The 23,309-nt window shown below is 70.6% G+C and carries 18 protein-coding genes; 8 read left to right on the top strand and 10 right to left on the bottom strand.

The window, feature by feature from the left end; translation table 11 throughout:
- Positions 1 to 192: 192 nt before the first annotated feature.
- From RWN05_RS13860 to gabT, 8 genes are all read right to left on the bottom strand, one after another.
- Positions 193 to 900 (bottom strand): FCD domain-containing protein, encoded by a 708-nt coding sequence (locus RWN05_RS13860; RefSeq protein ID WP_314139952.1) that lies wholly within the window; start codon positions 898 to 900, stop codon positions 193 to 195.
- A 180-nt stretch (positions 901 to 1,080) separates the two neighbouring features.
- Entirely contained in the window at positions 1,081 to 1,782 is a 702-nt protein-coding gene (purQ, locus tag RWN05_RS13855) for a phosphoribosylformylglycinamidine synthase subunit PurQ (protein ID WP_314139951.1), read from the bottom strand.
- On the bottom strand, positions 1,779 to 2,039 hold the full coding sequence (gene purS, locus RWN05_RS13850) for a phosphoribosylformylglycinamidine synthase subunit PurS (protein ID WP_064294182.1): 261 nt from the start codon (positions 2,037 to 2,039) through the stop codon (positions 1,779 to 1,781). The genes purQ and purS overlap by 4 nt, the downstream gene beginning before the upstream one ends.
- 105 nt (positions 2,040 to 2,144) lie before the next feature.
- Entirely contained in the window at positions 2,145 to 3,722 is a 1,578-nt protein-coding gene (locus tag RWN05_RS13845) for an APC family permease (RefSeq protein WP_079001410.1), read from the bottom strand.
- Positions 3,719 to 4,615: a universal stress protein gene (locus tag RWN05_RS13840; protein WP_064294184.1), complete on the bottom strand. Its 897-nt coding sequence runs from the start codon at positions 4,613 to 4,615 to the stop codon at positions 3,719 to 3,721. The genes RWN05_RS13845 and RWN05_RS13840 overlap by 4 nt, the downstream gene beginning before the upstream one ends.
- 216 nt (positions 4,616 to 4,831) lie before the next feature.
- A complete protein-coding gene (locus RWN05_RS13835; RefSeq protein ID WP_314139949.1) occupies positions 4,832 to 6,190 on the bottom strand; it encodes an NAD(P)/FAD-dependent oxidoreductase in 1,359 nt (452 codons plus the stop codon).
- 221 nt (positions 6,191 to 6,411) lie between these two features.
- A complete protein-coding gene (locus RWN05_RS13830) occupies positions 6,412 to 7,878 on the bottom strand; it encodes an NAD-dependent succinate-semialdehyde dehydrogenase (RefSeq protein WP_079001414.1) in 1,467 nt (488 codons plus the stop codon).
- A 169-nt stretch (positions 7,879 to 8,047) separates the two neighbouring features.
- Positions 8,048 to 9,412 (bottom strand): 4-aminobutyrate--2-oxoglutarate transaminase, encoded by a 1,365-nt coding sequence (gabT, locus tag RWN05_RS13825; protein ID WP_314139947.1) that lies wholly within the window; start codon positions 9,410 to 9,412, stop codon positions 8,048 to 8,050.
- A 156-nt stretch (positions 9,413 to 9,568) separates the two neighbouring features.
- On the opposite strand from gabT, the gene RWN05_RS13820 reads away from it, so the two are divergent.
- Both RWN05_RS13820 and RWN05_RS13815 read left to right on the top strand, forming a co-directional pair.
- Entirely contained in the window at positions 9,569 to 11,164 is a 1,596-nt protein-coding gene (locus RWN05_RS13820) for a PucR family transcriptional regulator (RefSeq protein ID WP_314139945.1), read from the top strand.
- 54 nt (positions 11,165 to 11,218) lie between these two features.
- On the top strand, positions 11,219 to 13,270 hold the full coding sequence (locus RWN05_RS13815; protein ID WP_314139943.1) for a DUF2156 domain-containing protein: 2,052 nt from the start codon (positions 11,219 to 11,221) through the stop codon (positions 13,268 to 13,270).
- 13 nt (positions 13,271 to 13,283) lie between these two features.
- Here the strand turns inward: RWN05_RS13815 and RWN05_RS13810 are convergent, their stop codons facing one another.
- Both RWN05_RS13810 and RWN05_RS13805 read right to left on the bottom strand, forming a co-directional pair.
- Positions 13,284 to 14,714 (bottom strand): alanine--tRNA ligase-related protein, encoded by a 1,431-nt coding sequence (locus RWN05_RS13810; protein ID WP_314139942.1) that lies wholly within the window; start codon positions 14,712 to 14,714, stop codon positions 13,284 to 13,286.
- Between the two features lie 58 nt (positions 14,715 to 14,772).
- Entirely contained in the window at positions 14,773 to 15,918 is a 1,146-nt protein-coding gene (locus tag RWN05_RS13805) for an alpha/beta hydrolase fold domain-containing protein (RefSeq protein ID WP_314139941.1), read from the bottom strand.
- A 262-nt stretch (positions 15,919 to 16,180) separates the two neighbouring features.
- On the opposite strand from RWN05_RS13805, the gene RWN05_RS13800 reads away from it, so the two are divergent.
- The 6 genes from RWN05_RS13800 to RWN05_RS13775 all read left to right on the top strand — a co-directional run bounded on the left by RWN05_RS13800 (position 16,181) and on the right by RWN05_RS13775 (position 23,193).
- On the top strand, positions 16,181 to 17,101 hold the full coding sequence (locus RWN05_RS13800) for a phosphate/phosphite/phosphonate ABC transporter substrate-binding protein (protein ID WP_314139940.1): 921 nt from the start codon (positions 16,181 to 16,183) through the stop codon (positions 17,099 to 17,101).
- 138 nt (positions 17,102 to 17,239) lie between these two features.
- Positions 17,240 to 18,235 (top strand): phosphonate ABC transporter ATP-binding protein, encoded by a 996-nt coding sequence (gene phnC, locus RWN05_RS13795; protein ID WP_314139937.1) that lies wholly within the window; start codon positions 17,240 to 17,242, stop codon positions 18,233 to 18,235.
- Positions 18,235 to 19,992 carry a phosphonate ABC transporter, permease protein PhnE gene (gene phnE, locus RWN05_RS13790; protein ID WP_121291604.1) on the top strand — a complete coding sequence of 586 codons (1,758 nt, stop codon included), beginning with the start codon at positions 18,235 to 18,237 and terminating at the stop codon, positions 19,990 to 19,992. Before phnC ends, phnE begins: the two co-directional genes overlap by 1 nt.
- Entirely contained in the window at positions 19,989 to 21,251 is a 1,263-nt protein-coding gene (locus tag RWN05_RS13785) for a TIGR03364 family FAD-dependent oxidoreductase (RefSeq protein WP_314139936.1), read from the top strand. The genes phnE and RWN05_RS13785 overlap by 4 nt, the downstream gene beginning before the upstream one ends.
- On the top strand, positions 21,248 to 22,045 hold the full coding sequence (locus tag RWN05_RS13780; RefSeq protein ID WP_314139935.1) for an HAD family hydrolase: 798 nt from the start codon (positions 21,248 to 21,250) through the stop codon (positions 22,043 to 22,045). The genes RWN05_RS13785 and RWN05_RS13780 overlap by 4 nt, the downstream gene beginning before the upstream one ends.
- Before the next feature lie 20 nt (positions 22,046 to 22,065).
- Positions 22,066 to 23,193, top strand: coding sequence for a zinc-binding dehydrogenase (locus tag RWN05_RS13775; RefSeq protein ID WP_314139934.1), 1,128 nt, complete (start codon positions 22,066 to 22,068; stop codon positions 23,191 to 23,193).
- Positions 23,194 to 23,309: the final 116 nt, after the last annotated feature.

The raw sequence follows: 23,309 nt of genomic DNA, 5'->3' as shown, positions 1-23,309 counted from the left end.
GCTCAGGGACCGGGGAGGGTTGCTCAGGGACCGGGGAGGGTTGCTCAGGGACCGGGGACGGTTGCTCGGGGACCGGAGGGGATGCGCGTGCGCCTCTTCCGGTCACTGAGCTTGTCGAAGTGCCCACATGTGCCCTTCGACAGGCTCAGGGACCGGTTGAGGTTGCCCGGACGGGGTCGGGGTCGCGACGCGTCAGCTCGCGGCGTCGTCGGCTTCGAGCTGCAACCAGTCCTCGAAGTGCTGGCGCATCGCGCGCCTCGCGGCCTCGGCGTCTCGAGCGGCCAGGGCGTCGACGACGGCGTAGTGCACGCTGTCGGTCCGCCGGACGCCGCGCTCGTCCGGCTGCTCCACCTCGAGCGCGCGGAGTCGACGCTGCCGGATCGTCTCGCGGAGCACGTGACTGAAGCCCTCGTGCATGAGTCGGAAGATCGGGTCGTCGACGATGGCGTTCAGTCGGCTGTGGAAGTCGACGTCGGCCTCGAGCGCCGCATCGTGATCCCCGGCGAGCGTCGCGGCGATCATGCGGTCGACGTCGCCGCGCAGCACCGCGACCGCTTCGTCGTTGACGAGCCCGGCCGCCGCCTCGGCGACGGTCTCCTCCAGCATCATGCGCGACCGGGCGAACTGGTCGTCGGACAGGTAGCCCAGCTGACGGGAGATGGTGAACCAACTGCGGACGAAGTCGTCGCCCGGGGCGTCGATGGAGGTGCCCCGACCCTGGGTGCGGTGGAGGAAGCCGAGCCGTTCGAGGACGGCGAGCTGCTCGCGGAGGGCGCCGCGGCTCATCTGCAGTGCCTCGCCGAGTTCGCGTTCGGGCGGCAGACGCCGCGCGGAGGTGCCGGGCTCCGGCGTGGCCAGTTCGACGAGCCTCGCCACGAGCGCTTCGAGCGGCTCCGCCATCCTGCCCCCTCGATTGGTCCGACCAGTGTCGATGGTAGCCGGTGCTGCTGGCCGCCCTTCGACAGGCTCAGGGACCACGGTGTGGGGCTCAGGGACCGGGGCGGGGCTCAGGGATGCGCCCATCGACGCAACACGCCCGCCCCGACGGATCGGGACGGGCGTGGAGACGACGCGTGTTGGCTAGACCGCCTGGAGGGCTTGGACCGCGCTCGTGAAGAAGGCGAGACCGTCGACACCGGAGCGCATGGCGACCGGGGTGTCGGGACCGAAACCGGGCTCGATCGCGTGCTCGGGGTGCGGCATGAGCCCGACGACGTTGCCGGCCGGGTTCGTGAGCCCGGCGATGTCGTCGAGGGAACCGTTCGGGTTCACGCCCGCGTAGCGGAAGGCGACCAGACCCTCGCCTTCGACGCGCGCCAGCGTCTCGGCGTCGGCGATGTAGCCACCGTCGGCGTTCTTGAGCGGGATGGTGATCTCCTGCCCCTTCGAGAACTGGTGGGTCCAGGCGGTGTCGGCGTTCTCGACCGTGAGCAGCTGGTCGCGACGGATGAACTGCTGGTGGGCGTTCCGGATGAGGCCACCGGGCAGCAGGTGCGCCTCGACGAGCATCTGGAAGCCGTTGCAGATCCCGAGGATCGGCATGCCCTTGCCGGCGGCGTCCTTCAGCTCGGTCATGATCGGCGAGACCGCGGCGATCGCTCCGGCGCGGAGGTAGTCGCCGTAGCTGAAGCCACCGGGCAGGATCACGGCGTCGACGCCCTGGAGGTCGTGGTCGCCGTGCCAGAGCGCGACGGGCTCGGCACCCGCCATGCGGACCGCGCGCTGGGCGTCGCGGTCGTCGAGCGAACCGGGGAAGGTGATGACACCGATACGGGTCGTCATGCCTCGGAGCCCTCGGGGTAGTGGATGGCCACGACGTCCTCGATCACGGCGTTCGAGAGGATGTCGTCGGCGATCTGCTGCACCGTGGCGCGCGTGGCGTCGGTGATGGGGCCGTCGACCGTGAGCTCGAACCGCTTGCCGATGCGGACATCGGTGAACTCGCTCTTGCCGAGACGCGCGAGGGCGCCGGCGACGGCCTTGCCCTGGGGGTCCAGCAGTTCGGCTTTCGGCATGACTTCTACGACGATGGTCGGCACGGAGGTCTCTTTCGTTGCGACGCGGCGGGGATGCGAACAGTCTAGCGCCGAGCACACGACGACCGTCCGACGGCGGGGCCTCGGCGCCGCGTCGTGGTCAGCGGTTCATTCCGGGAGGGCGGCGTCCGCTTCGTTCGCGTCGCCGGCGATGCCGCGGGCGAGCGTCTTGTTGCGGAAGAAGTCCGGTCGGAGCTTCGCCTGGATGAGCATGATGACGATGCCCGCCACGATGATGATCATGCCGAGGATGAACACGAGCCCGACACCGCCGATGTTCGACCCGCTGCCGTAGTCGGGGTCCGCGCTCTCGATGATCGTGGTGAAGAAGAGCACGCCCAGGATGAGACCGCCGACGAGCGGGGAGAAGAACTGGAAGAAGAAGTTCCGTGCGCTCGAGAACCACTGCTTCCGGAAGTACCAGACGCACGCGAACGCGGTCAGGCCGTAGTAGAAGCAGATCATCATGCCGAGGGTCGTGATCGTGTCCCAGAGGACGTCCTCGGAGATGAAGCGCATGACCGCGTAGAACACCGACGCGACGACACTCGAGACGATCGTCGCGTAGCCGGGCGTGAAGAACTTCGGGTGCACCTTCGAGAACTTCGGCGACAGCGCGCCGTAGTGTCCCATCGCGAGCAGGGTCCGCGCAGGGGAGACGAACGTCGACTGCAGCGAGGCGGCCGAGGACGACAGCACCGCGATCGACACGAGGATCGCGAGCGGGCCGAGGATGGGCCCCGCGAGCGAGAAGAACACGTTGCCCTGGATGTCCTCGTTGCCGAGCCCGAACTCGCCGTCGCCGACGCCCGCGTAGTTGATGAGCGCGACCGACAGGAACAGGTAGAGGACGACGATGATGATGACGGTCGCGGTGGCGGCCTTGCCCGGCGTCGAGCTCGACCCCTTCGTCTCCTCGCTCATCGTCAGCGTGACGTCCCAACCCCAGAAGATGAAGATGGAGAGCGAGAGGCCTGCGGCGAAGGCGCTGAACGACCCGACGGCGAACGGGTTGAACCAGTCGAGCGAGATCGGGAGGGCGTCGAACGCGTCACCGCCCGCCACGTGCGCGAAGGCGACGATGCCGAACAGCACCATCACGAGCAACTGGAAGCCCACGAGCACGTACTGCAGCTTCTGCGTCGTCTGCATGTCGCGGTAGGAGATGAGCGTCGCCCCGAGCATGAACGCCAGACAGGTGATGACGTTGATGAACGGGTTCGACGTGAGGCCGGCGATGTCGGGGTTCTGGAAGATCTGCGACAGCATCAGGTAGAAGAAGTCGACCGCGATGCCCGCGAGGTTCGAGAGCACGACGATGGTCGCGGCGATGAGGCCCCAACCGGCCATCCAACCGACCCACGGGCCGAACGCGCGCGTCGCCCAGGTGAACGAGGTGCCGGAGTCCGGCATGCGGCTGTTGAGCTCCCGGTAGCCGAAGGCGACGAGCAGCATCGGGATGAATCCGACGAGGAAGATGGCCGGCACGTGGGTGCCGACCTCCGCGACCGTCGGACCGAGGGCACCCGTCAGGGTGTACGCCGGGGCGATGCACGAGATGCCGATGACGATCGCACCGATGAGGCCGACGGTGCCGGCGCCGAGGCCCTTCTTGGAGAGGGCGCCCGTCGCGGTCGTCTCGGGGTGGGCGACGTCGCGTGGTGGGGTGGTTTCGGGAGGAGTCATGTCGGGTCTCCGAGGGTCAGCACGGAGTCGCGGGGCACGACCACCATGGGTACGGGGAGCTCCCGCAGCATCTTCGCTGCCGTGGAGCCGAGGAAGAGGTGCTTCGGGGTGGCGAGTCGGCTGGAACCGACGAGCACGATCTCCGCGGGCTTCCACTCGAGGTTCGAGACGGCGTCCTCGATACGGGTGCCAGAGGCGATCTCGGTGGTCACGTCGATGTCCTTCGGCAGATGCTCGGTCGCGTAGGCGAGGACTTCCGCCGCGTGCGACTCGGCCCGGGCGGTCGCCTCGGGGTGCTCGGCGCCCTCCGGCTGGTCGAGCGCGACGAGCGAGACCAGCCGGAGCGGGATGACCGCGTTCTTGGCGACGACGATGGCCGCGTCGAGCAGCTGGTGCGCGCCGGCGCGGGTGCCGATCGCGCAGGTGATGCGGCTCACGGTGCCGCCGGTGGGCTGGGCCTCGAGGAGGTCCCGGCTGCCGACCGGAGCGAGGGCGACCGGGACGACCGCCGAGTGCAGGAGCGTGTTCGCGACGCTGCCGAGCGTGAACCGCCCGAGGAGTCCACCGCGCGCCGCACCGATGATGATGAGCCCGCCCTCGAGGATGCGGGAGGCCTCCAAGAGGCCCTCGGCGAACGACTCGTCGTACACGAGGTGCGTCTTGGCGGTGATGTCGGCTGGAACCGCGTCGAGCGCCTCGGCGAGCCAGCGTTCGGCCGTCTCACGGAGGAACCGTTCGTACCCGGGATCGGCCGGGGTGATCGTCGGGCGTTCCTCGTTCGCGAGCACGAGGACGATGTCGAGCCGGGCTCCGGTGGTCCGAGCGATCCGGATGCCGAGCGCGAGCGCGTCGCGTCCCGCCGGCGTATCGGTGTAGCCAACGATGTATCTCATCTGGTGTTCGCTTTCGATCGGGTGCGAGCGTGTGATGGCGGTTCCTGAGCCTGTCGAAGGGCGGGACCGGGACCAGGATGCACGGCGGTGTGCGGGTGTTTCGTTGGTGCAGGGTATCGACGGGGGTGGCCCTTCGACAAGCTCAGGGACCGGAAGTGGTGCTCAGGGACCGGAGGTGGTGGGCGGGGAGCGGAGCGGGCCCCGCTCCCCGGATCGCTACGCCTGGTGGCGGGCGATGATCGCCTCAGCGGTGTCGGCGCCCTTGCGGATCGCGCCGTCCACGTGCTGGTAGCCCTCGGCGGCGAGGTCGCTCGTCGACCAGAAGATCGGACCGACCGGCGTCGACTGCATGGCGCCGTAACGCGAGAGGCCGCCCAGGTCGAAGCTCGCCGCGTACGCGCCTCGCGTCCACTCCTCGCTGCCCCAGTCGCTCTCGTAGTAGACGACTGGGGAGAGGGCCTGCTCGCCGTAGTAGTGGGAGAGCGAGGTGAGGATCCGCTCGCGACGCTCCTCGGCGCTCAGCTTGAAGACCTCGTCGGCGCGCTCGTCCGAGACGAACCCGACGAGCGTGCCGCGCGGGTCCTCGTGGTTCGTGTTGTCGTAGGCCTCGTGGACGAGCTCGTACGGGCTGAACGCGGTGGCCGACAGACCGTCCTCGCGCCAGAACGGCGTCTCGTACACGGCGTGGACCTTGATGACGAGCCCGAGCGACATGTGCTGGTGCATCTGGTGGCTGAGGCGGGGCAGCGGCGGCTGGAAGTCGATGCGGGAGTAGAGGTTCGGCGGGACGGCGACGATCGCGTACCGCGCGTTGACCGTCACGCTGTCCGCCTCAGCCGAGACGCCGGCGTCGGACCACTCGAGGCGACGCACGGGCGAGGACAGGTGGACGTCGTCGCCGAGGGCCTCGGCGAGCTTGATCGGGACCTGCTGCAGGCCGCCGACGACGCGCTTGTCGAGGATGAAGTCGGCCTCGACGAGGTGGGTGAAGCTGCCCGCGGACGCCGCCATGAGGAGCGCCTGCAGGAGCGAGAAGGAGTGGGAGGGCTTCGTGAGCATCGCAGCGGCGATGAAGAGGGCGATGTTGTCGCGCGCCTCGACGTCGTCCGTCTGCTCGGCGAGCCAGGCGCTCCACGAGATGCGGTCGTACTCCTTCGCCCGGGCGTGCGCCCACGGCTCGGTGACACCGACCTCCTCCACGAGCTCGTCGAGCAGGGTGATGAGTCGCTCCATCTCCGCTGCGGTCGACTCGGCGACGGGGAAGATGTCGCCCGTGAAGCGGGTGCGCACGCCCTCGGCATCGACGTAGACGCTGTCGCCCTCGCGGTAGCGGGAGTAGGTGTCGAGCCCGAGCTCCTCGAGTGTGGCGAGCAGCGCGGTCTGGTCGGGGGAGACCCACTGGCCGCCCAGCTCGAGCATGGCTCCGTCGATGTGGTTCGTCCAGAGGCGACCACCGACGCGGTCGCGCGCCTCGAGGACGGCGACGGACAGGCCCGCCGCGCGGAGCTTGGTGGCGGCCGTGAGCCCGGAGGCCCCGGCGCCGATGATGACGACGTCGCGTTCGATAGCGCTCATGAGGTGTCTTCCTGTTCGTGGCCCTTCGACGAGCTCAGGGACCGGGGTGGTGCTCGGGTGACCGGGTGGCGCTCGGGACCGGGGTGGTGCTCGGGTGGTGCTCGGGCCCGGCGCCGATAGTCGAGTATGGCGGATCCGGCGGTCGGATGGAACCGAGGATGGCGAGGTCGCCGGTCGGATCGGTGATCGGCGACGGTTTCCGTTGTGCCGACCGAGGTGGATCAGCCGATGGGCGTCATGGTGTACTTCGTGTACAGGTACTCGTGGATGCCCTCGAGCCCGCCCTCGCGTCCGATGCCCGACTGCTTGACACCACCGAACGGTGCTGCGGCGTTCGAGATGACGCCCACGTTGAGGCCCATCATGCCGGTCTGCAGACGGCCGATCATGCGCTGTCCGCGGGCGAGGTCGGTGGTGAACACGTAGGAGACGAGCCCGTACTCGGTGTCGTTCGCGAGCCGCACGGCCTCATCCTCGTCGTCGAACGGCACGATCGCGAGGACCGGGCCGAAGATCTCCTCGCGGAGGATGTCGGACCCCGGTACGACCCCGGTGACGACCGTCGGCTGGAAGAAGGTGCCCGGTCCGTCGACGGCCTCGCCGCCGGTGAGGACCTCGGCGCCGCGCTCGACGGCGTCGCCCACGAGGGTCTTCGCCTTCGTGACCGCGCGGTCGTCGATGAGTGGGCCGATCGTCACGCCGTCCTCGGTGCCACGACCGATGCGGAACGCGTTCACCTTGTCGGTGACGCGCTTCGCGAACTCATCCGCGACGTCCCGGTGGACGATGAAGCGGTTCGCCGCGGTGCACGCCTGTCCGATGTTGCGGAACTTGGCGGCCATCGCGCCCTCCACGGCCTTGTCGAGGTCGGCGTCCTCGAACACGACGAACGGGGCGTTGCCGCCGAGCTCCATCGAGGTGCGGAGGACGTTCTTCGCGGACTGCTCGATGAGTTTCTGGCCGACGGCCGTCGATCCCGTGAAGCTCAGTTTGCGGAGCCGCGGGTCGGCGATGATCGGGCCGGAGACCGCGGAGGAGCTGGAGGTGGTGATGACGTTCACGACGCCGGCGGGGAGCCCGGCGTCCTCGAGCAGCTTCACGAAGTACAGGGTCGTGAGCGGGGTGAGCTCGGCGGGCTTGACGACGACCGTGCAGCCGGCTGCGAGCGCCGGGGCGATCTTGCGGGTCGCCATCGCGAGGGGGAAGTTCCACGGGGTGATGAGGAAGCACGGGCCGACGGGGTGCTGCGAGACGGTCATCATGCCGGTGCCCTCGGGGTTCGACCCGTAGCGTCCGGAGATGCGGACGGCCTCCTCGGAGAACCAGCGGAGGAACTCACCACCGTAGGTGACCTCGCCGTTCGCCTCGGCGAGCGGCTTGCCCATCTCGAGCGTCATGAGGAGGGCGAACTCCTCGCGACGCTCCTGCAGGAGGTCGAAGGCCTTCCGGAGGATGTTGGAGCGGGTGCGGGGAGCGGTCGCCGCCCACTCGTCCTGGGCTGCGACCGCGGCGTCGAGGGCCGCCGTGCCGTCGGCGACCGAGGCGTCCGCGATCGTCTTGATGACGTCGCCGGTGGACGGGTCGCTCACGTCGAGCGTCGCGCCCTCCGTCGCGTCGCGCCAGACGCCTCCGATGAACAGGCCGTTCGGGACCTTGGCGAGCAGATCGGTTTCACGTGCGTCGGTCATGGGGGGGGGAGCTCCTTGGTGGTGTCGGTGCCGTCGGTCACAGTGTTTCAGCGTGCATGCCCCTCGACAAGCTCAGGGTCCGGGGTTGTGCTGCGGGGGCCGCCTCGGTCCCTGCCCTTCGACAGGCGGTTCCTGAGCTTGTCGAAGGGCGGGACCGGCGGGCGTGGCGTCAGTCCGCGGCGAGCGCCTCGAGGACGACGTCGAGTCCTTCGTCGAGCAGTTCGAGGGGGATGGTCAGCGGTGGGAGGAAGCGGACCACGTTGCCGTAGGTGCCGCAGGTCAGGACGATGACGCCGGCCTGGTGGGCGGCCTTCGCGACGCGTGCCGTGAGGGTGGCGTCGGGCTCGCCGGTGGCCGGGTCGACGAACTCGACCGCCATCATGGCGCCGCGCCCGCGGATGTCGCCGATGCGGGGGTCGGAGGTCTGCGCCGCGGTGAAGCGGTCGACGATGCGGGTTTCGATCGCCCGGGCCGAGGCTGCGAGGTCCTCCTCCTCGTACGCTTCGATGGCCGCTAGAGCGGCGACACAGGCGAGTGGGTTGCCGCCGTAGGTGCCGCCGAGCCCGCCGACGTGCGGGGCGTCCATGATCTCCGCGCGTCCGGTGACGGCGGAGAGCGGCAGGCCGCCCGCGATGCCCTTGGCGGTGATGATGATGTCGGGCACGATGTCGAAGCGCTCGGACGCGAACATCGCACCCGTGCGGGCGAAGCCGGTCTGCACCTCGTCGGCGATGAAGACGACGTCGTTCGCGCGGGCCCAGTCGAGCAGGGCCGGCAGGAAGCCGTCCGCCGGGACGATGAAGCCGCCCTCGCCCTGGATGGGTTCGATGATGATCGCCGCGAGGTTGTCGGCGCCGATCTGCTTCTCGATCTGGGTGATCGCGCGCTGTGCCGCCTCGGCGCCGGTGAGCCCGCCGTCGCGGAAGGGGTAGGACAGCGGTGCGCGGTACACCTCGGAGGCGAAGGGGCCGAAGCCGCTCTTGTACGGCATGGACTTCGCAGTGAGGGCCATCGTCAGGTTCGTGCGGCCGTGGTACGCGTGGTCGAAGGCGACGACCGCCTGCTTCTTCGTGTGGCTGCGGGCGATCTTCACCGCGTTCTCGACCGCTTCGGCGCCCGAGTTGAACAGTGCCGTCCGCTTGGCGTGGTCGCCGGGGGTGAGGCGGTTGAGCGCCTCGGCGACCTCGACGTAGGAGTCGTAGGGGGTGATGGTGAAGCAGGTGTGGGTGAACTCCTGCAGCTGTCGGGCGACGGCCTCGACGACGCGCGGGTTGCTGTTGCCCACGCCGGTCACGGCGATGCCGGACCCGAGGTCGATCAGGGAGTTGCCGTCGACGTCGACGAGGACGCCACCGCCCGCGCCGGCCGCGAACACCGGCATCGTCGTGCCGACGCCGGACGCGACCGCAGCGTGTTTCCGGGCCATGAGTTCCTCGGAGATCGGTCCGGGGATGGCGGTGACGAGGCGACGTTCCTGGGGGAGCGAGGGTCCGCCGAGGATGGAGGGCGCGGGGGCTGCGGTGCTGCTCGTCATCGGTACTCCTTCGGCTGCCGCGTCCGGCGGGGGCGCCGAGGTCGTCCGCGAGCAGTGCCACCAGGCTAGGCAGCGGTCCGCATCGGTACAGTCGACAGTCTGTCCATACCAGCGGCTTCAGTTGGACGATCCGGCATCCCTGCGTAGACTCGCGCCATGGCACCGACGCTGCAGGACCTCCTCGACCACCGTGCGCTCGGCCTGAAGCTCGTGGTGGCAGGAACCGAGGGCGCCCTCGACCGGCAGGTCGCCTGGGTATCCGGGTCGGACCTGCCGGACCCCACGCCCTTCCTCCTCGCCGACCAGGTGCTGCTCACGACGGGCACGCAGTTCGGGACCGCCGTGTCGACGACGCAGGTCGAGGCGTACGTCGCCCGCCTCGCCGACGCCGGTGTCGCCGGACTGGGGTTCGGTACCGAGGTGATCACGGCCGGGACACCGCCGGAACTCGCCGAGGCCTGCGCGGCGCACGGGATGCCGCTCGTCGAGGTCCCGTACCGCACGCCGTTCATCGCCGTCATCCGGTACGCGGCCGACCTCCTCACCGAGGCGGCTCGGGCGAGGGACGCCTGGGCACTGGGCGCCCAGCGTGCGATCGCGTTCGCCGCGCTCCGTCCCGACGCGACGGTCGCCGTCGTGACCGAACTCGCGCGGTCCCTCGGCGCCTGGGTCGTGCTCTTCGACGCGCACGCGACCCCGGTGGCGATCGCGGGCGACGGGCCCACCGCCGCTCCCGAGGCCGAGCGCCTCCTGGAGCGGGTGGCCGGCGAGGCCACCATGCTCCTGAGCCGCGGACAGCGTTCGGGGGCGACGCTCGCGAGCCGCACGCGGACGGTGTCGCTGCAGACCCTCGGCCGACGCGGCGACCTCCGGGGCGTGCTCGCCATCGCCGGGACCGACGGCCCGTTGGACGCCGCGGCCCAGAGCGTCGTGACCTCGGTCGTCGCCATCGCCGGGCTCACCCTCGAGCAGGGCGGCGCACTCGGACGGGCGGGGCGCTCGCTGCGCACCGGTGTCTGGCAGCTGCTCCGCGCCGGACAGGCCGCCGCGGCGCGCGAGGTCGCCGAACAGCTCGGCACGCCGTTGCCGAGCGGAGCGGTTCGTGTCGGCGTCTGCTCCGGGCCGACCGACGGGCGCGAGGCGCTCCTCACCGAGCTGGAACGGGCCGAGACGCTCGGTCCGGGTTCGCTCTTCGTCGCCGAGCAGGACGGACGGCCCGTCCTGCTTCTCGCAGCGGCTGAGGGGGACACCGACACGGACGTCGATCGGGCGGTCGAGGCGGTGATCGCGGCGGCCCCCGCACGGCGGCTCGGACTCTCCCGATCCCTCGCGCTCGCCGATCTGCCGACGGGGATCGAGCAGGCGGTCTCCGCGCACGAGCACGCCGTCTCCGCAGGCGAGGCCGTCGTGCGGTTCGGGGCGCTCGCCGCGGCAGGGATGGCAGGGTTGCTCGACCCCGTCCGCGCCGCCGCCGTGGCCGAGGAACTGCTCGAGCCCGTGCTCCGCGTCGACCGCGAGGAGGGCTCCGACCTCGTGCCGAGCCTCCGCGGCTGGCTCGAGGCGAACGGCCAGTGGGAGCCCGCCGCGCGGCGACTCGGGATCCATCGACACACGCTCCGCAACCGCATCACCCGGGTGGAACAGGTGCTCGGGCGACCGCTCGACACCTTCGCCGCTCGGGCCGAACTCTGGCTCGCGCTGGCCAGCCTGCCGGACGGGGATGCGTTGCGGTCCCGCGAGGCCGTTCTGTAGCCTCGACCGCACGGCGCGCGTGTGCTCCGTGGAACCACGAAGGGGGCGGCGCGCATGAGGATCCGAACGGTGGTCGCCCGGGTGCCGGTCACGATCGCCCTGGTGCTGGTCGTCCTCGTCGTGGGTGTCGTCGGGCGTGGCCTCTGGGAGTCGACGACGGCGCAACCGTGGTGGGACGCGGTCGCCTACGGCTTGCCCGCCTTCGAGGCCGGGCGCTGGTGGACTCCCGTCACCGGGACGTTCCTCGTCGTGGAGCCGTGGGCCTACGTGTTCGCGGTGATCGGGTTCGCCTGGGTCGGCCTGCTGGAGTGGTGGCGGGGATCGAAGGTCGCGCTCATCACCTTCGCCGCCGGTCAGCTCGTCGCCGTCCTCGCCACCGCCGGGTTCCTCTGGGCCGCGAGTCACCTGCCCTGGCCGTGGGCGACGAGCCTCGCCGGGATGCTCGACGTCGGTCCCTCCGGCGGGACGATGGCCTGCTTCGCCGCGTGCGTGTCGCTCTTCGCCTCTCCGTGGCGGCAGCGGGGCTGGATCATCGTCGCGTCCTACGCCGCGATCGGGGTCCTCTTCATCGGGTCGCTCGCGGACCTCGAGCACGCCTTCGCGGTGCTCTTCGTCCTCGCGGTGAACCGTTCCTTCCGCATCCAGCGGGCCAGTGTGCGCGAGCGCCGACTGCTCGCGTTCACGACGAGCGTGGCCCTCGGCGTCGTCCAGATCGTCGCCCTGCTCGTGCCGACCAACGGCCCGTTCGGTCCGACCGCTCCGGCGGAGGGCCCGTGGCTCGACGTCGCGATCGACACGGTCGTGATCATCGTCGTCGCCAACGGCCTGCGGCTCGGTCGTCGCTGGGCGTGGGTGCTGAGCGTCGTCTGGGCGATCCTCAACGTCCTGGTCGCGGTCCTGTACCTGGCGCTGTCGCCGCTCGATCCCGCCGACCTCCCGATCGACTGGGGCGACACCGACGTGTTCCTGGCGACGTCGGTGCTCTGGCTCGCCTTCCTCGTCTACCTCGTCGCGACCCGCAGCGCGTTCTCATCCCACCGACGCCGACAGCTCGGCGTCGGGCACAAGCAGCAGCAGGACCTGCCGTCGGCGGACGACGCCCGCGCGCTCATCCGGACCGAAGGCGGCGGCTCGCTCTCCTGGATGGCCACGTGGGACGGCATGGAGTACTTCCGCACCTCGGTGGGCCTCGTGCCCTACCAGAAGCACGCCGGTGTCGCGATCGTGCTGGCCGACCCGCTCGGCCCACCGGATCACCTGCGGACGAGCGTCGCGGAGTTCGTCCAGGCGGCCGAGCGCGACTCCCTCATCCCGTGCTTCTTCAGTTCCAGCCAGGGGACGAAGGACGCGATGCCCGAGGGATGGCGCGACCTCATCATCGCGGACGACACGATCGTCGACCTTCCCGGTCTCGCGTTCACCGGCAAGGCCTGGTCGAACATCCGCACGGCGCTCAACAAGGCCGAGCGCGAGGGGATGGTCTTCCGGATGAGCACCTATGGCGCCGAGACGTGGGGCGTCCGACAGCAGATCCGCGCCATCTCCGAGGGCTGGGTCGGCGACAAGGGTCTGCCGGAGATGCGGTTCACCCTCGGGACCCTGCAGGAGGCCGACGACCCCGAGGTCCGTCTGGCACTCGCGATCTCGCCGGACGGCGACGTCGACGGCTTCCTCAGCTGGCTCCCGGTCTTCGGCCCCGACGGCGAGCACCGCGGATGGACGCTCGACCTCATGCGGCGCCGCGAGGAGGGCTTCGGTTCGGTCATGGAGTTCCTCATCGCCTCCTCGGCCAAGATCTTCGCCGAGGAGGGCGCGCAGATCCTCTCGCTCTCGGGTGCGCCGCTCGCGCACCGGGTGGAGGACGACGAGGGCCGCATCGCGCACCTGCTGGGTCAGCTCAGCGGCATCCTGGAGCCCGTGTACGGCTTCTCGTCCCTCCACCGGTTCAAGCAGAAGTTCAACCCGCGATCGGAGCCGATCTACCTCCTGTACCGCGACGAGGGCGACCTCACGCGGATCGCGGCGGCGCTCACCCGTGCGTTCCTGCCGGACGCGACCCTCCGGCAGTTCGCCGGCGCCGGCATCGACATGCTCAAGCGCGACTGAGCGAGGCCGGCCCTCAGGCGGTGTCGCCGCCCGGGAGTCCCGCTGCGCCGAGGTGTGTCGCCCCGCGGGACCGCGCTCGCTGCTCGGCGAGGGCGGCGGCGAACTCCGTCTCCCAGTCGGAAGCGACCTCGATGCCGAGGCGCCCGGCCTCCTCGATGGTCAGCTCCTTCGGGAAGCCGTTCGTGTCGGACAGCCGGAACACGTCGTGTCCCGTCATGACCCGTCCGGCGTACCCCTGGACCATCTGGAGCCCTGCGCCCAGCGTGCGCCGGAATGACTGCTCCTCCTTGACGAGGACGGCGACGACCTCGTCGCGGGCGGCGGCCACCTCCGGGTAGTCGTCGGCGTACAACCCGGCGATGACGGGCACGATCTCGCCGAAGAAGTTCTCGTGGAGATCGAGCGAGAGCGCCAGCCGGATCGCCCGTCGGAGCAGTCGTCGCATGACGTAGCCCTGCTCCTTGTTCGACGGACGCACACCGTCGACCGCGAGGAAGGTCGCACCCCGCAGATGGTCGGCGATGATGCGCATGGCGGTGGTCTCGTCCTCGTAGCGTCTCCCGGTGAGCTCCTCGAGGCGCTCGACGATGGGCCAGAGCAGCGAGATGCGGAAGACGTCGTCGGAGTCGATCGACGCGGCGGCGATGCGTTCGAGGCCGCCGCCGAAGTCGACGTTGCGTCTGGCGAGTTCCTCGAACGAGCCGTCCTCGCGCCGTCGGTACTGCATGAACACCTGGTTGCCGATCTCCATGAACCGTCCGCCGTCGCTCGCGGGATGCGCGAGGCCGTAGGACGGGTCCTGGAACTCGGGGCCGAAGTCGTAGAACACCTCGCTGTCGGGGCCGCACGGGTCACCGATCGGGGTGCCCTCGAGTGACCCGCCGCGGGACCACCAGTTCTCGCCGCCGTCGTAGAAGAAGATCCGCTCACCGGGCCGCACCCCGCGGGCGTCGCCGTCGGCCTGGGAGCCGATCTCCGCGATCCCGTTGGAGACCCCGCGCTCGGCGAACACCGACGCCCAGATCGAGGCGGCCTCGTCGTCGCGCGGGATGCCGTTCGCGGGATCGCCGATGAAGCAGGTGACGGAGATCCGCTCCGGATCCAGTCCGACGATGTCGACCAGGAAGGTGAAGAACTGCCGGATCTGCGTCTCCTTGAAGTAGTCGCCGAGCGACCAGTTGCCGAGCATCTCGAAGAAGGTGGTGTGCCGGTTGTCGCCGACGTCCTCGATGTCCTGGGCCCGGACGCACGGCTGGCTGTCGGTCAACCGCCGTCCGTCGGGGTGATCCTCACCGAGGAGGTACGGCAGGAGCGCCTGCATCCCGCTGCCGTTGAAGAGGGTGCTCGTGTCGCCGCGCGGGACGAGCGGAGCCCGCTTGATCAACGCGTGGCCGTTCCGTTCGAGGAAGTCGAGGTAGGCGTTCCGGATGTCGTGGGCGTCCATGCCGACACGATTCCAGCTTTCCGGTCCGAGGGGAAGCCGCTGGGCGCGGCGACCCGACTCAGTCCGCGTCGTGGAGTGACCGCAGGGCGGTCACGACGTCGTCGTGCCAGCGGCGGGCCGCAGGGAGCACGCCGCCGAAGATCGGGGTGTCGTGCGTCGCGCCCAGGTACATCGTCCCGCTCGCGTCGACGCCGTCGGCCCGGAGCGCGGCGAGGTAGGCCGCGCCGTCACCGCGGAGGGGGTCGTACTCGGCCGTGAGGATCACGGCGCGGGGGAGGTCCGCGTGCGACCGGGCGAGGAGGGGCGACGCGTGCGGCTCCTTCGCCTGACGTCGGTCCAGGAGGTAGGTCTTCGCCACGGAGCGCAGCTCCTTGATCGCGAAGATCCTCGGGATGCCCATCTCCCGCACAGGACGGAGGTCGATGTGGCCGCCGGTGAGGTCCGTGACCGGCACCTCGAGCAGCTGGAGTCGGATGGGCAGCCGGCCGCGTTCACGGTTCGCGAGCGTGAGCGCCGCCGCGATGCTGCCGCCGGCGGACACCCCGGCGACGGCGATCCGCCCCGTGTCGATCCCGAGCGTCGTGGCCTGGGCGAACAGCCACTCGAGCGCCGCGTGGGCCTGTTCCAGCTGGGTCGGGTACCGGTGCTCGGGAGCGAGCGCGTAGTCGACGGCGGCGATGACCACGCCGGCGTCGGCCGCCCGACGACGGAACCCCGCGTCGGTCGTCGGGTAGTCGATCCCGCCGATGCGGAACGCCCCACCGAAGAAGGACAGGACCGCGGGCACCGCCTGGTCTCCGTCGGCCGTGGGCGGGTGATAGAGCCGGATCCGGACGTCGGGGAAGCCGGCGACCGGGATCGTGTGCTCCTCGATGCGCAGCTCCGGGCCCGGGACGCCGACGGTCGCGAACTCCTTCTTGTCCCAGTTCCGCGCGGCCTTGCGGTGCTGTGCGCGTGTCTTCTTGCGGCGGGGTGCGGCGGTGGTGGCCTTCGCCGTCGGGCTCGAGGGCTTCGCCTTCGGTCCGGTGGCCTTCGGGGAGGTCGCCTTCGGGTCCGCGGCGGGAGCGGGCTTCGGGCGCGCGACGGTGGTCGTCTTCGGCCGCAGGAAGAAGGCCTTCGCCTGCTCGAGTGCGGTCGAGATGAGGTAGGCACGGTGCGTCCGCGCTCGTTCGACGAAGATCGGGTCGAGAGGCAAACGACTCACCTGCCTTGCTGCTCGGATGGGCGGATCCCAGCAGTCTAGGCGGGCTCGGCAGACGACGACCGTGGCTTGCCCGATCGATCCTTCCGCTCGGCTTCACCTCCTGTTCACCGGGAGGCCCGGCCCTGTTCGGGTGCCGCTCGTAGCGTGATCACACGTACGGCACACAGCAGTGCCCGCGTCGGTCACTCGCGGTTCCGCTCCACCGGAGCCACGCGCGGAGCGGGCGGGTGCATCGGTCCTTCTGAAAGGTACGTCCCAGCACATGAAGCTCTCCCTCACCCGCGTCGCTGCGCTCGGCGCCGCCGCCCTCCTCTCGATCGGCCTGGCCGCCTGCTCGAGCGCCAGCGCCACCGACACCGGTTCAGCCGCGGCCGGGACCTTCGCGGTCGACGACCAGACCCTCGTCTTCGGCGTCGTCCCCGACTCGGTCGACACGCAGACCAACTACCAGCCGCTCATGGACTACATCGCCCAGGAGACCGGCAAGAAGGTCGAATACCACGAGTCGACCGACTACGCGGCCCTCATCGAGGCGGCCGTCGCCGGCAAGATCGACGTCGCGTCCTTCTCCGGCTTCACCTACGTCACCGCGCTCAACAACGGGGCCAAGATCACGCCGATCTCGTCGATCATCACCGTCGAGGGGCAGGAGCCGGGCTACTACTCCGAGGCGATCGTCCCGAAGGACTCGTCGATCACCAAGATCGAGGAGTTCAAGGGCAAGAAGGTCTGCTTCGTCGACCCGTCCTCGACGTCCGGGTACCTCTTCCCGAGCTACAACCTGCTCGAGGCCGGCATCGACCCCGAGAAGGACATCACCCCGGTCTTCGCCGGCAAGCACGACGTCTCGGTGACGAAGACCGCCGAGGGCGTCGAGTGCGAGGCGGGCTTCGCCGAGGACTCCGAGGTCGAGAAGAACGACGGCGTGAAGGTCATCGACCGCACGATGGTCCCCGGCGCGCCGATCGTCGAGTCCGACTCCCTGCCCGCCGACGTGAAGGAGAAGCTCGAGAAGGCCCTCGCCGAGGTCACGATCGATCAGATCATCGACTCCGGCGTGAAGAGCGCCGACAGCGACGCCTTCCGCGCGACCTTCTACGGCACCTCGCCGGTCGACGACGCGTACTACGACACCATCCGCGACATCTGCAAGAAGACCAACGCCAAGCAGTGCCAGGCCTGATCTGAGCACCGGCACCGCCCTTCGACAAGCGGTTCCTGAGCTTGTCGAAGGGCAGTGACCGGTGCTCCGGTTCCCGGTCACCGAGCCCGTCGCGGTGCGACGTCCGCATCACCACCAACCTCACGAGAGGCAGCAGTCATGAGCGTCACCGAGCAGCAGGCGCGTCACACCGCACCCGGCGGAGCGGAACCGCTCGTGCGTCTCCGCGGGGTCACGAAGCGCTTCGACCGGACGGTCGCCCTGCAGCGCGTCGACCTCGACATCCGTCGCGGTGAGATCGTCGTCCTCCTCGGCCTGTCGGGATCCGGCAAGTCGACGCTCCTCCGTCACCTGGACGGTCTCGAGCGGCCCACCGCCGGGTCCGTCTCGGTCCTCGGCGACGAGGTGCCGGCCCTCGGGCAGCGCGCCCTGCGCCGGCTCCGCGCCCGCGTCGGATTCGTCTTCCAGCAGTTCGAGTTGGTCCCGTCGCTCACCGTCCTCGAGAACGTCCTGACCGGTTCGCTGGCGGGTGTCCGCGGACCACGTCTCGGCATCCTCGGCTACGGCCGCAACCTGAAGATGAAGGCGCTCGGCCACCTCGACCGCGTCGGCCTCCTGGAGCGCGCCTACCAGCGCGCCGACACCCTCTCCGGTGGTCAGCAGCAGCGCGTGGCCATCGCCAGAGCGCTCATGCAGGACCCCGAGATCCTCCTCGCCGACGAGCCCGTCGCCTCCCTCGACCCGGAGTCGAGCGAGCAGGTGATGGCCCTCATCCGCGAGATCGCGATCGACCGTGGACTCACCGTCGTGTGCAGCCTGCACCAGGTCGACCTCGCGCTCTCCTGGGGCGACCGTATCGTCGGTCTCCGGCACGGCGAGGTGGTCCTCGACACCACGACCGACGGCCTGTCGAAGACCGAGGTGATGGAGATCTACGGCCGGGTCGCGACGAGCACCCGTGAGCTGCAGGCGATCGCCGTGGAGTTGGAGACCGACGAGCTGCTCGGCGACCCCGACGACGACCTCCGCGGCCTGCTCGGCGTCGAGGAGCGCGTGGGCGAGGACGAACTCCCCGACGAACCGGAGTGGGAGTTCGACGCCGATGTCGACGGCCGCGAGCCCGACGAGCTCCGTCGACCTGGCAGGACCCGCTGATGGTCGTCACCGCGCCCGCGAAGACGGCACCGCCCGCCGACCGCCCGCCCGGACTCTCCGGACCCGTCCCGGTCGGTCGGCTCCGCCCGCAGACGATCGCCGCCGTGCTCACGCTCGTCGCGCTGCTCGCGTTCTCGGTCTACTCGCTCCTCGAGGTCGGGATCTCGATCCCGAACATGGTGGCGAGCTGGGGCAACGCGGTCAACTTCTTCAACCGGGTGGGGACGATCACGTTCCCGCCGGCCGGGGAACTGCTGTCGCTCACCGCCCTGACCCTGGGGATCGTGATCTCCGGCACCGTCCTCGCTGCGGTGCTCTCGATCCCGGTCGCGTACCTCGCAGCCGCCAACACGACCCCGGGACCGGCCTGGCGCGCAGTCGGTCGGTTCATCGGCGTGCTCAGCCGTGCCGTGCCGGACGTCGTCATCGCGATGATCCTCGTGCTCATGTTCTCGCTCGGCTCACTGCCCGGCATCATCGCGATCGGGCTGCACTCCGTCGGCATGATCTCGAAGCTCTTCGCGGACGCGATCGAGCAGGTCGACGAAGGGCCGCGACTCGCGATCCGGGCGGCCGGAGGCTCGAAGCTGCAGGAGTTCACCTCGGGCGTCCTGCCGCAGGTCCTCCCGTCCTGGGTGGCCACGGTCCTCCACCGCGGCGACATCAACCTGCGCGGTTCGGTCCTCCTCGGCTACGTCGGCGTCCTCGGCCTCGGCCGTGAACTGTCGCTCGCGTTCAAGTCACTCGACTACTCGCTCGGCATCGGACTCGCGATCGTCATCTTCGCGCTGTGCGTCGTCATGGAGATCGTGTCGAGCACCGTGCGCACCGTGATGCTCGGGGTGCAGCCGACCGGACGCGGACTCGGTGACCGCGTCGTGCGTCGGGTGGCTGCGGGTCGGGACGCGCGTCGCGCGGTGAATGGGAGCAGTCGGACGACCGCTGCTCCGAGCGCCGAGTCCCGGATCGCCGCTGCAGCGAAGCGCCCCTGGACGCCGGCCCGCGTCCGCGACACCGTCGGTGCCTGGCTCGCCGTGGCGGTCGTGGTCTGGGGCGTCGTCGTGTCGGACATCCAGTGGGGCGACCTCGTGACGTTCTGGGCGAAGGCGCCCGACGTCCTCGCCCGTCTCTGGCCGCCGTCGTTCGGCATGCGCACGACGGAGCAGATGGTCGAGGCGATGTTCGAGACCGTCGCGATCGCCTTCGCGGCGACCCTCATCGCCCTCGTCTGCTCGATCGTCATCGGGTCCCTCGCCGCACGGAACGTCGCCCCGAACCGTGGTGTCCGCGCCGGCGCCCGGTTCGCGCTCGTCGGCATCCGCGGCATCCCGGAGCTCATCCTCGCGATCCTGCTCATCGTCGTCACCGGGCTCGGTGCCCAGGCGGGGACGCTCGCGCTCGGCATATGCGGGATCGGCCTCCTCGGCAAGCTCATCGCCGACTCCTTCGAGGAGGTCGCGCCCGGACCGGAACGGGCGCTGATCGCCGTCGGTGCGACCCGACCGCAGGTCTACGCCGCCGCGACCCTCCCGCAGGGGGCCCGCGCACTGGTCGGGCACACCTTCTACACGCTCGACACGAACATCCGCGCCGCGACCATGCTCGGCATCGTCGGCGGAGGCGGCATCGGCTACTACCTGATCCAGGCGGACCAGGGCGGGAACTACGACCAGGTCACGGCCATCGTGCTGATGATCCTCGCGGTGGTCCTCGTCGTCGAGGGCATCGCCATGTGGATGCGGAGGGTGTTCTCGTGAACGGACGACGGATGAGCGGCGGGGTGTCGGCGGCGCGGGTCGGCCTCGGCGTCGGCTCGCTGGGTGCTTCGGCCGATCGCGCCGACGTCGTGATCGTCGGAGCCGGCATCGTCGGGCTGTCGGCGGCGCTCGCCGCCGTTGACGCCGGTGCCGAGGTCGTGGTCGTCGAACGCTCGGCCGAAGCCCAGGGCGCGTCGGTCCGCAACTTCGGCCACCTGGCGGCGACGCCGCAGGCCGGGCTCGCCTCGCGCCTCGCCGCGCGTTCGGCCGAGATCTGGCAACGACTCGAGCAGGACGCGGGGCTGTGGGTCCGGCGTTCGGGCACGCACGTGGTCGCCCGGCACCTCGACGAGCTGCGCGTCCTCGAGGACTTCGCGGCGTCCCGTGCCCAGGCGGGTGCCGCGGCCGACGTCCGCCTGTACGACGCGGCCGAGTTCCTGCAGCAGGTGCCGATCAGCGCCGACGACGTGGTGGGCGGCGCCTGGCTGCCGCGCGACCTCCAAGTGAACCCGCGCCAAGCGCTGGGCGCCGTCACGGCGTACCTGGAACGCCGCGGTGTCGAGTTCCGGCGCCGGACGACCGTGACCGGACTGCGCTCCGGCTTCGTCGACACCAGCCGCGGCGTCATCGCCGCAGGCCTCACCGTGGTCGCGGTGAACCACGACATCGACACGCTCCTCCCCGAGCTGGCCGAGCGGGCGGTCGTCCGTCGATGCGCGCTCGACATGGTCCGGGTGCGCGCCGAGCTCCCGATGCCGATGCCGGCGCCGCTCCTGACCGGATGGTCGCTCCTGCGCTACGCGGGATTCGCCGACTCGCCCGCCATCCCGGCACTCCGGGAGCGACTGCAGCAGGACCACCCCGGGCTCGCTTCGCTCGACGTCAACCTCATGGCGACCCAGCTGCCGGACGGGTCGATCATCCTCGGCGACACCCACAGCCGCGGCGAGGCGGTCTCCCCGTTCCAGTCCGAGCACGCCTTCGACGAACTCCTCCGGGCAGGAAGCGCGCTGTTCGGGACGAGGCTCGACGTCCTCGAACGCTGGCAGGGCGTCTACGCCACCGCCCCGGAGGAGCTGCTCATCGACGAACCGACCCCGGGCGTCCGCGTGGTCGCCGCGACGACGGGCATCGGGATGACGACCGGACCCGCGCTCGGCGAGCTGGCCGTCGCCGAGCACCTCGGCCCGACCTTCTCGCCGGCGCAGCCGACCAGCATCCGTGCCGCATCAGCCCACCTTCAGAAAGGCCTCTCGTGACCAGCATCGATCGACCCCAGCAGGACAGCACCGCGGCGCCCGACCTCGACGACGTGGAGACCGACCTCGACGACCTCGACGAGCTGGAGGACGGGTTCGACGACGCACACGAGGACGACCTCCTGCTCGAACTGGTGGTCCTGGACCTCGCCGGGACGACGGTCTCGGACCACGGCGTCGTCGAGGACGCCTTCCGCGTCGCCGCCGAGACGATCGGCATCGACACCGAGGACGCGCTCGACGCGGCCATCGAGCTCGTCCGCGACACGATGGGCCAGTCGAAGCTCGACGTGTTCCTCATGCTGACCGACGGCGACGAGGCTCGAGCCGCTTCCGGCAACGCCACCTTCGAAGCGGCCTACGAGCGCCTCGTCGGCGAGGGGCGCGTCGAGGCGATCCCCGGAGCCGAGGACACGGTGCGGCGGCTCCGCGAGCTCGGCGTGGGGGTCGTGTTCACCACCGGGTTCGCCCCGGCGACGCGCGACGCACTCCTCGCGAGCCTCGGGTGGTCCGAGCTCGCCGACGACGCCCTGTCACCCGCCGACGCCGGCCGAGGGCGTCCAGCGCCCGACCTGCCGCTGACGGCGCTCCTCCGGTTCGGAGCGAGCGCCGTCGACACCGTCGTCGTCGTCGGCGACACGGCAAGCGACATGCTGTCCGGGGTGAACGCCGGCGCGGGGCTCGTCGTCGGGGTGCTCACCGGAGCGCACGACGAGGAGACGCTGCTCGCGGCGGGCGCCGACGAGATCATCACGAGCATCGCCGAGCTGCCCGCGCTCCTCGGTCTCGACTGAACGACCGACCGGGGGGAACCATGCACACGACGCTCACCGCGCACGCGGGCAACGACGTCTTCATCAGACCGTCGCCGATCGCGATGGTCTGGCAGGGGCCCGGGCACCCGCACCAGGCGATGGCGGTGCCCGGGGTGACGCTCGGGCCGGGGGACGTCCTCGTCGAGGTGGAACTGGCGACCGTGTGCGGCTCCGACGTGCACACCGTCCTCGGGCACCGTGACGCCGCCACACCGCTCGTCCTCGGGCACGAACAGGTGGGACGCGTCGTCGCGGTCGGGGGACCGGTCACGGCGGTGGACGGCACCGTCCTCGTCGCTGGGATGCGGGTCGTGTGGTCGGTCGTCGTGAGCTGCGGCGTCTGCGACCGCTGCTCCGCCGGCCTGGAGCAGAAGTGCCGCCGGCTCGCGAAGTACGGGCACGACCGGGTGCACCGCGGGTGGGAGTTGAGCGGTGGGTTCGCGACCCACGTCGAACTCCTCGAGGGCACGGCCATCGTCATCGTGGGGGAGACGCCGCCCGCCGCCGTCTTCGCGCCCGCGTCCTGCGCGACGGCCACCGCGATCGCCGCACTGGATGCGGCCGGGCACGACCTGCCCGGCACGGCGGTGCTCGTGACCGGCGCCGGGATGCTCGGGCTGACCGTCGCGGCCATGGCGGCCGATGCCGGGGCACGCGTCGTCGTGAGCGATCCGGACCCCGCCCGCCGGCTGCTCGCCGGCCGTTTCGGGGCCATCGCGACGGTCGACCCCACCATCGGCGCCGCCGAGCACCTCGACGCCGCACACCTCGCGGCGGGTGTGGAGGGCTTCCCCGTCGCCATCGAGATGTCCGGTGACGCCCGTGCCGTGGACGCCGCCATCGCGTCGCTGTCGATCGGTGGAACAGCTGTCCTCGTCGGCAGTGTGTCGCCCGGTGCGCCGCTCGGCATCGACGCCGAACGCATCGTCCGACGCCTCCTCACGGTGCGCGGGGCACACAACTACCGACCGCGGGATCTGGCCCGCGCGGTCGACTTCCTCACCGGTGCGTGGCGTCGGTATCCGTTCGCCGAACTCGTCGGCCCGGAGTTCCCCTTGCAGGACGTCGACGACGCGCTCGCCGCAGCTGCGTCGGGCGCCTTCCCCCGCGTCGGGGTGCGACCCTGAACGGACCACGGGGTGCGCTTCGACCTGGCGCGGATCGTCCGATAAGCCTGGCGGGGTCCCGACGACGGCTCGGCGACGGCCCGCCAAGGTGGCGTGACCCCTTCGGGCGCCCCCAT

Origin of the sequence: uncultured Plantibacter sp. (assembly GCF_963518075.1) — a bacterium.
GTDB lineage: Bacteria > Actinomycetota > Actinomycetes > Actinomycetales > Microbacteriaceae > Plantibacter > Plantibacter flavus_A.
The sequence above is the reverse complement of the archived record's forward strand: the minus strand, read 5'-3'. Positions and strand labels throughout refer to the sequence as shown.

Bases quoted from the DNA above. Each gene is read 5' to 3' on its own strand.
- phnE (WP_121291604.1), top strand. From the start codon at position 18,235: ATGGTCGTCACCGCGCCCGCGAAGACGGCACCGCCCGCCGACCGCCCG.
- RWN05_RS13800 (WP_314139940.1), top strand. From the start codon at position 16,181: ATGAAGCTCTCCCTCACCCGCGTCGCTGCGCTCGGCGCCGCCGCCCTC.
- RWN05_RS13775 (WP_314139934.1), top strand. From the start codon at position 22,066: ATGCACACGACGCTCACCGCGCACGCGGGCAACGACGTCTTCATCAGA.
- RWN05_RS13840 (WP_064294184.1), bottom strand. From the start codon at position 4,615: ATGAGATACATCGTTGGCTACACCGATACGCCGGCGGGACGCGACGCG.
- purQ (WP_314139951.1), bottom strand. From the start codon at position 1,782: ATGACGACCCGTATCGGTGTCATCACCTTCCCCGGTTCGCTCGACGAC.
- RWN05_RS13835 (WP_314139949.1), bottom strand. From the start codon at position 6,190: ATGAGCGCTATCGAACGCGACGTCGTCATCATCGGCGCCGGGGCCTCC.
- RWN05_RS13845 (WP_079001410.1), bottom strand. From the start codon at position 3,722: ATGACTCCTCCCGAAACCACCCCACCACGCGACGTCGCCCACCCCGAG.
- RWN05_RS13860 (WP_314139952.1), bottom strand. From the start codon at position 900: ATGGCGGAGCCGCTCGAAGCGCTCGTGGCGAGGCTCGTCGAACTGGCC.
- RWN05_RS13830 (WP_079001414.1), bottom strand. From the start codon at position 7,878: ATGACCGACGCACGTGAAACCGATCTGCTCGCCAAGGTCCCGAACGGC.
- gabT (WP_314139947.1), bottom strand. From the start codon at position 9,412: ATGACGAGCAGCACCGCAGCCCCCGCGCCCTCCATCCTCGGCGGACCC.
- RWN05_RS13810 (WP_314139942.1), bottom strand. From the start codon at position 14,714: ATGGACGCCCACGACATCCGGAACGCCTACCTCGACTTCCTCGAACGG.
- RWN05_RS13820 (WP_314139945.1), top strand. From the start codon at position 9,569: ATGGCACCGACGCTGCAGGACCTCCTCGACCACCGTGCGCTCGGCCTG.
- RWN05_RS13815 (WP_314139943.1), top strand. From the start codon at position 11,219: ATGAGGATCCGAACGGTGGTCGCCCGGGTGCCGGTCACGATCGCCCTG.
- phnC (WP_314139937.1), top strand. From the start codon at position 17,240: ATGAGCGTCACCGAGCAGCAGGCGCGTCACACCGCACCCGGCGGAGCG.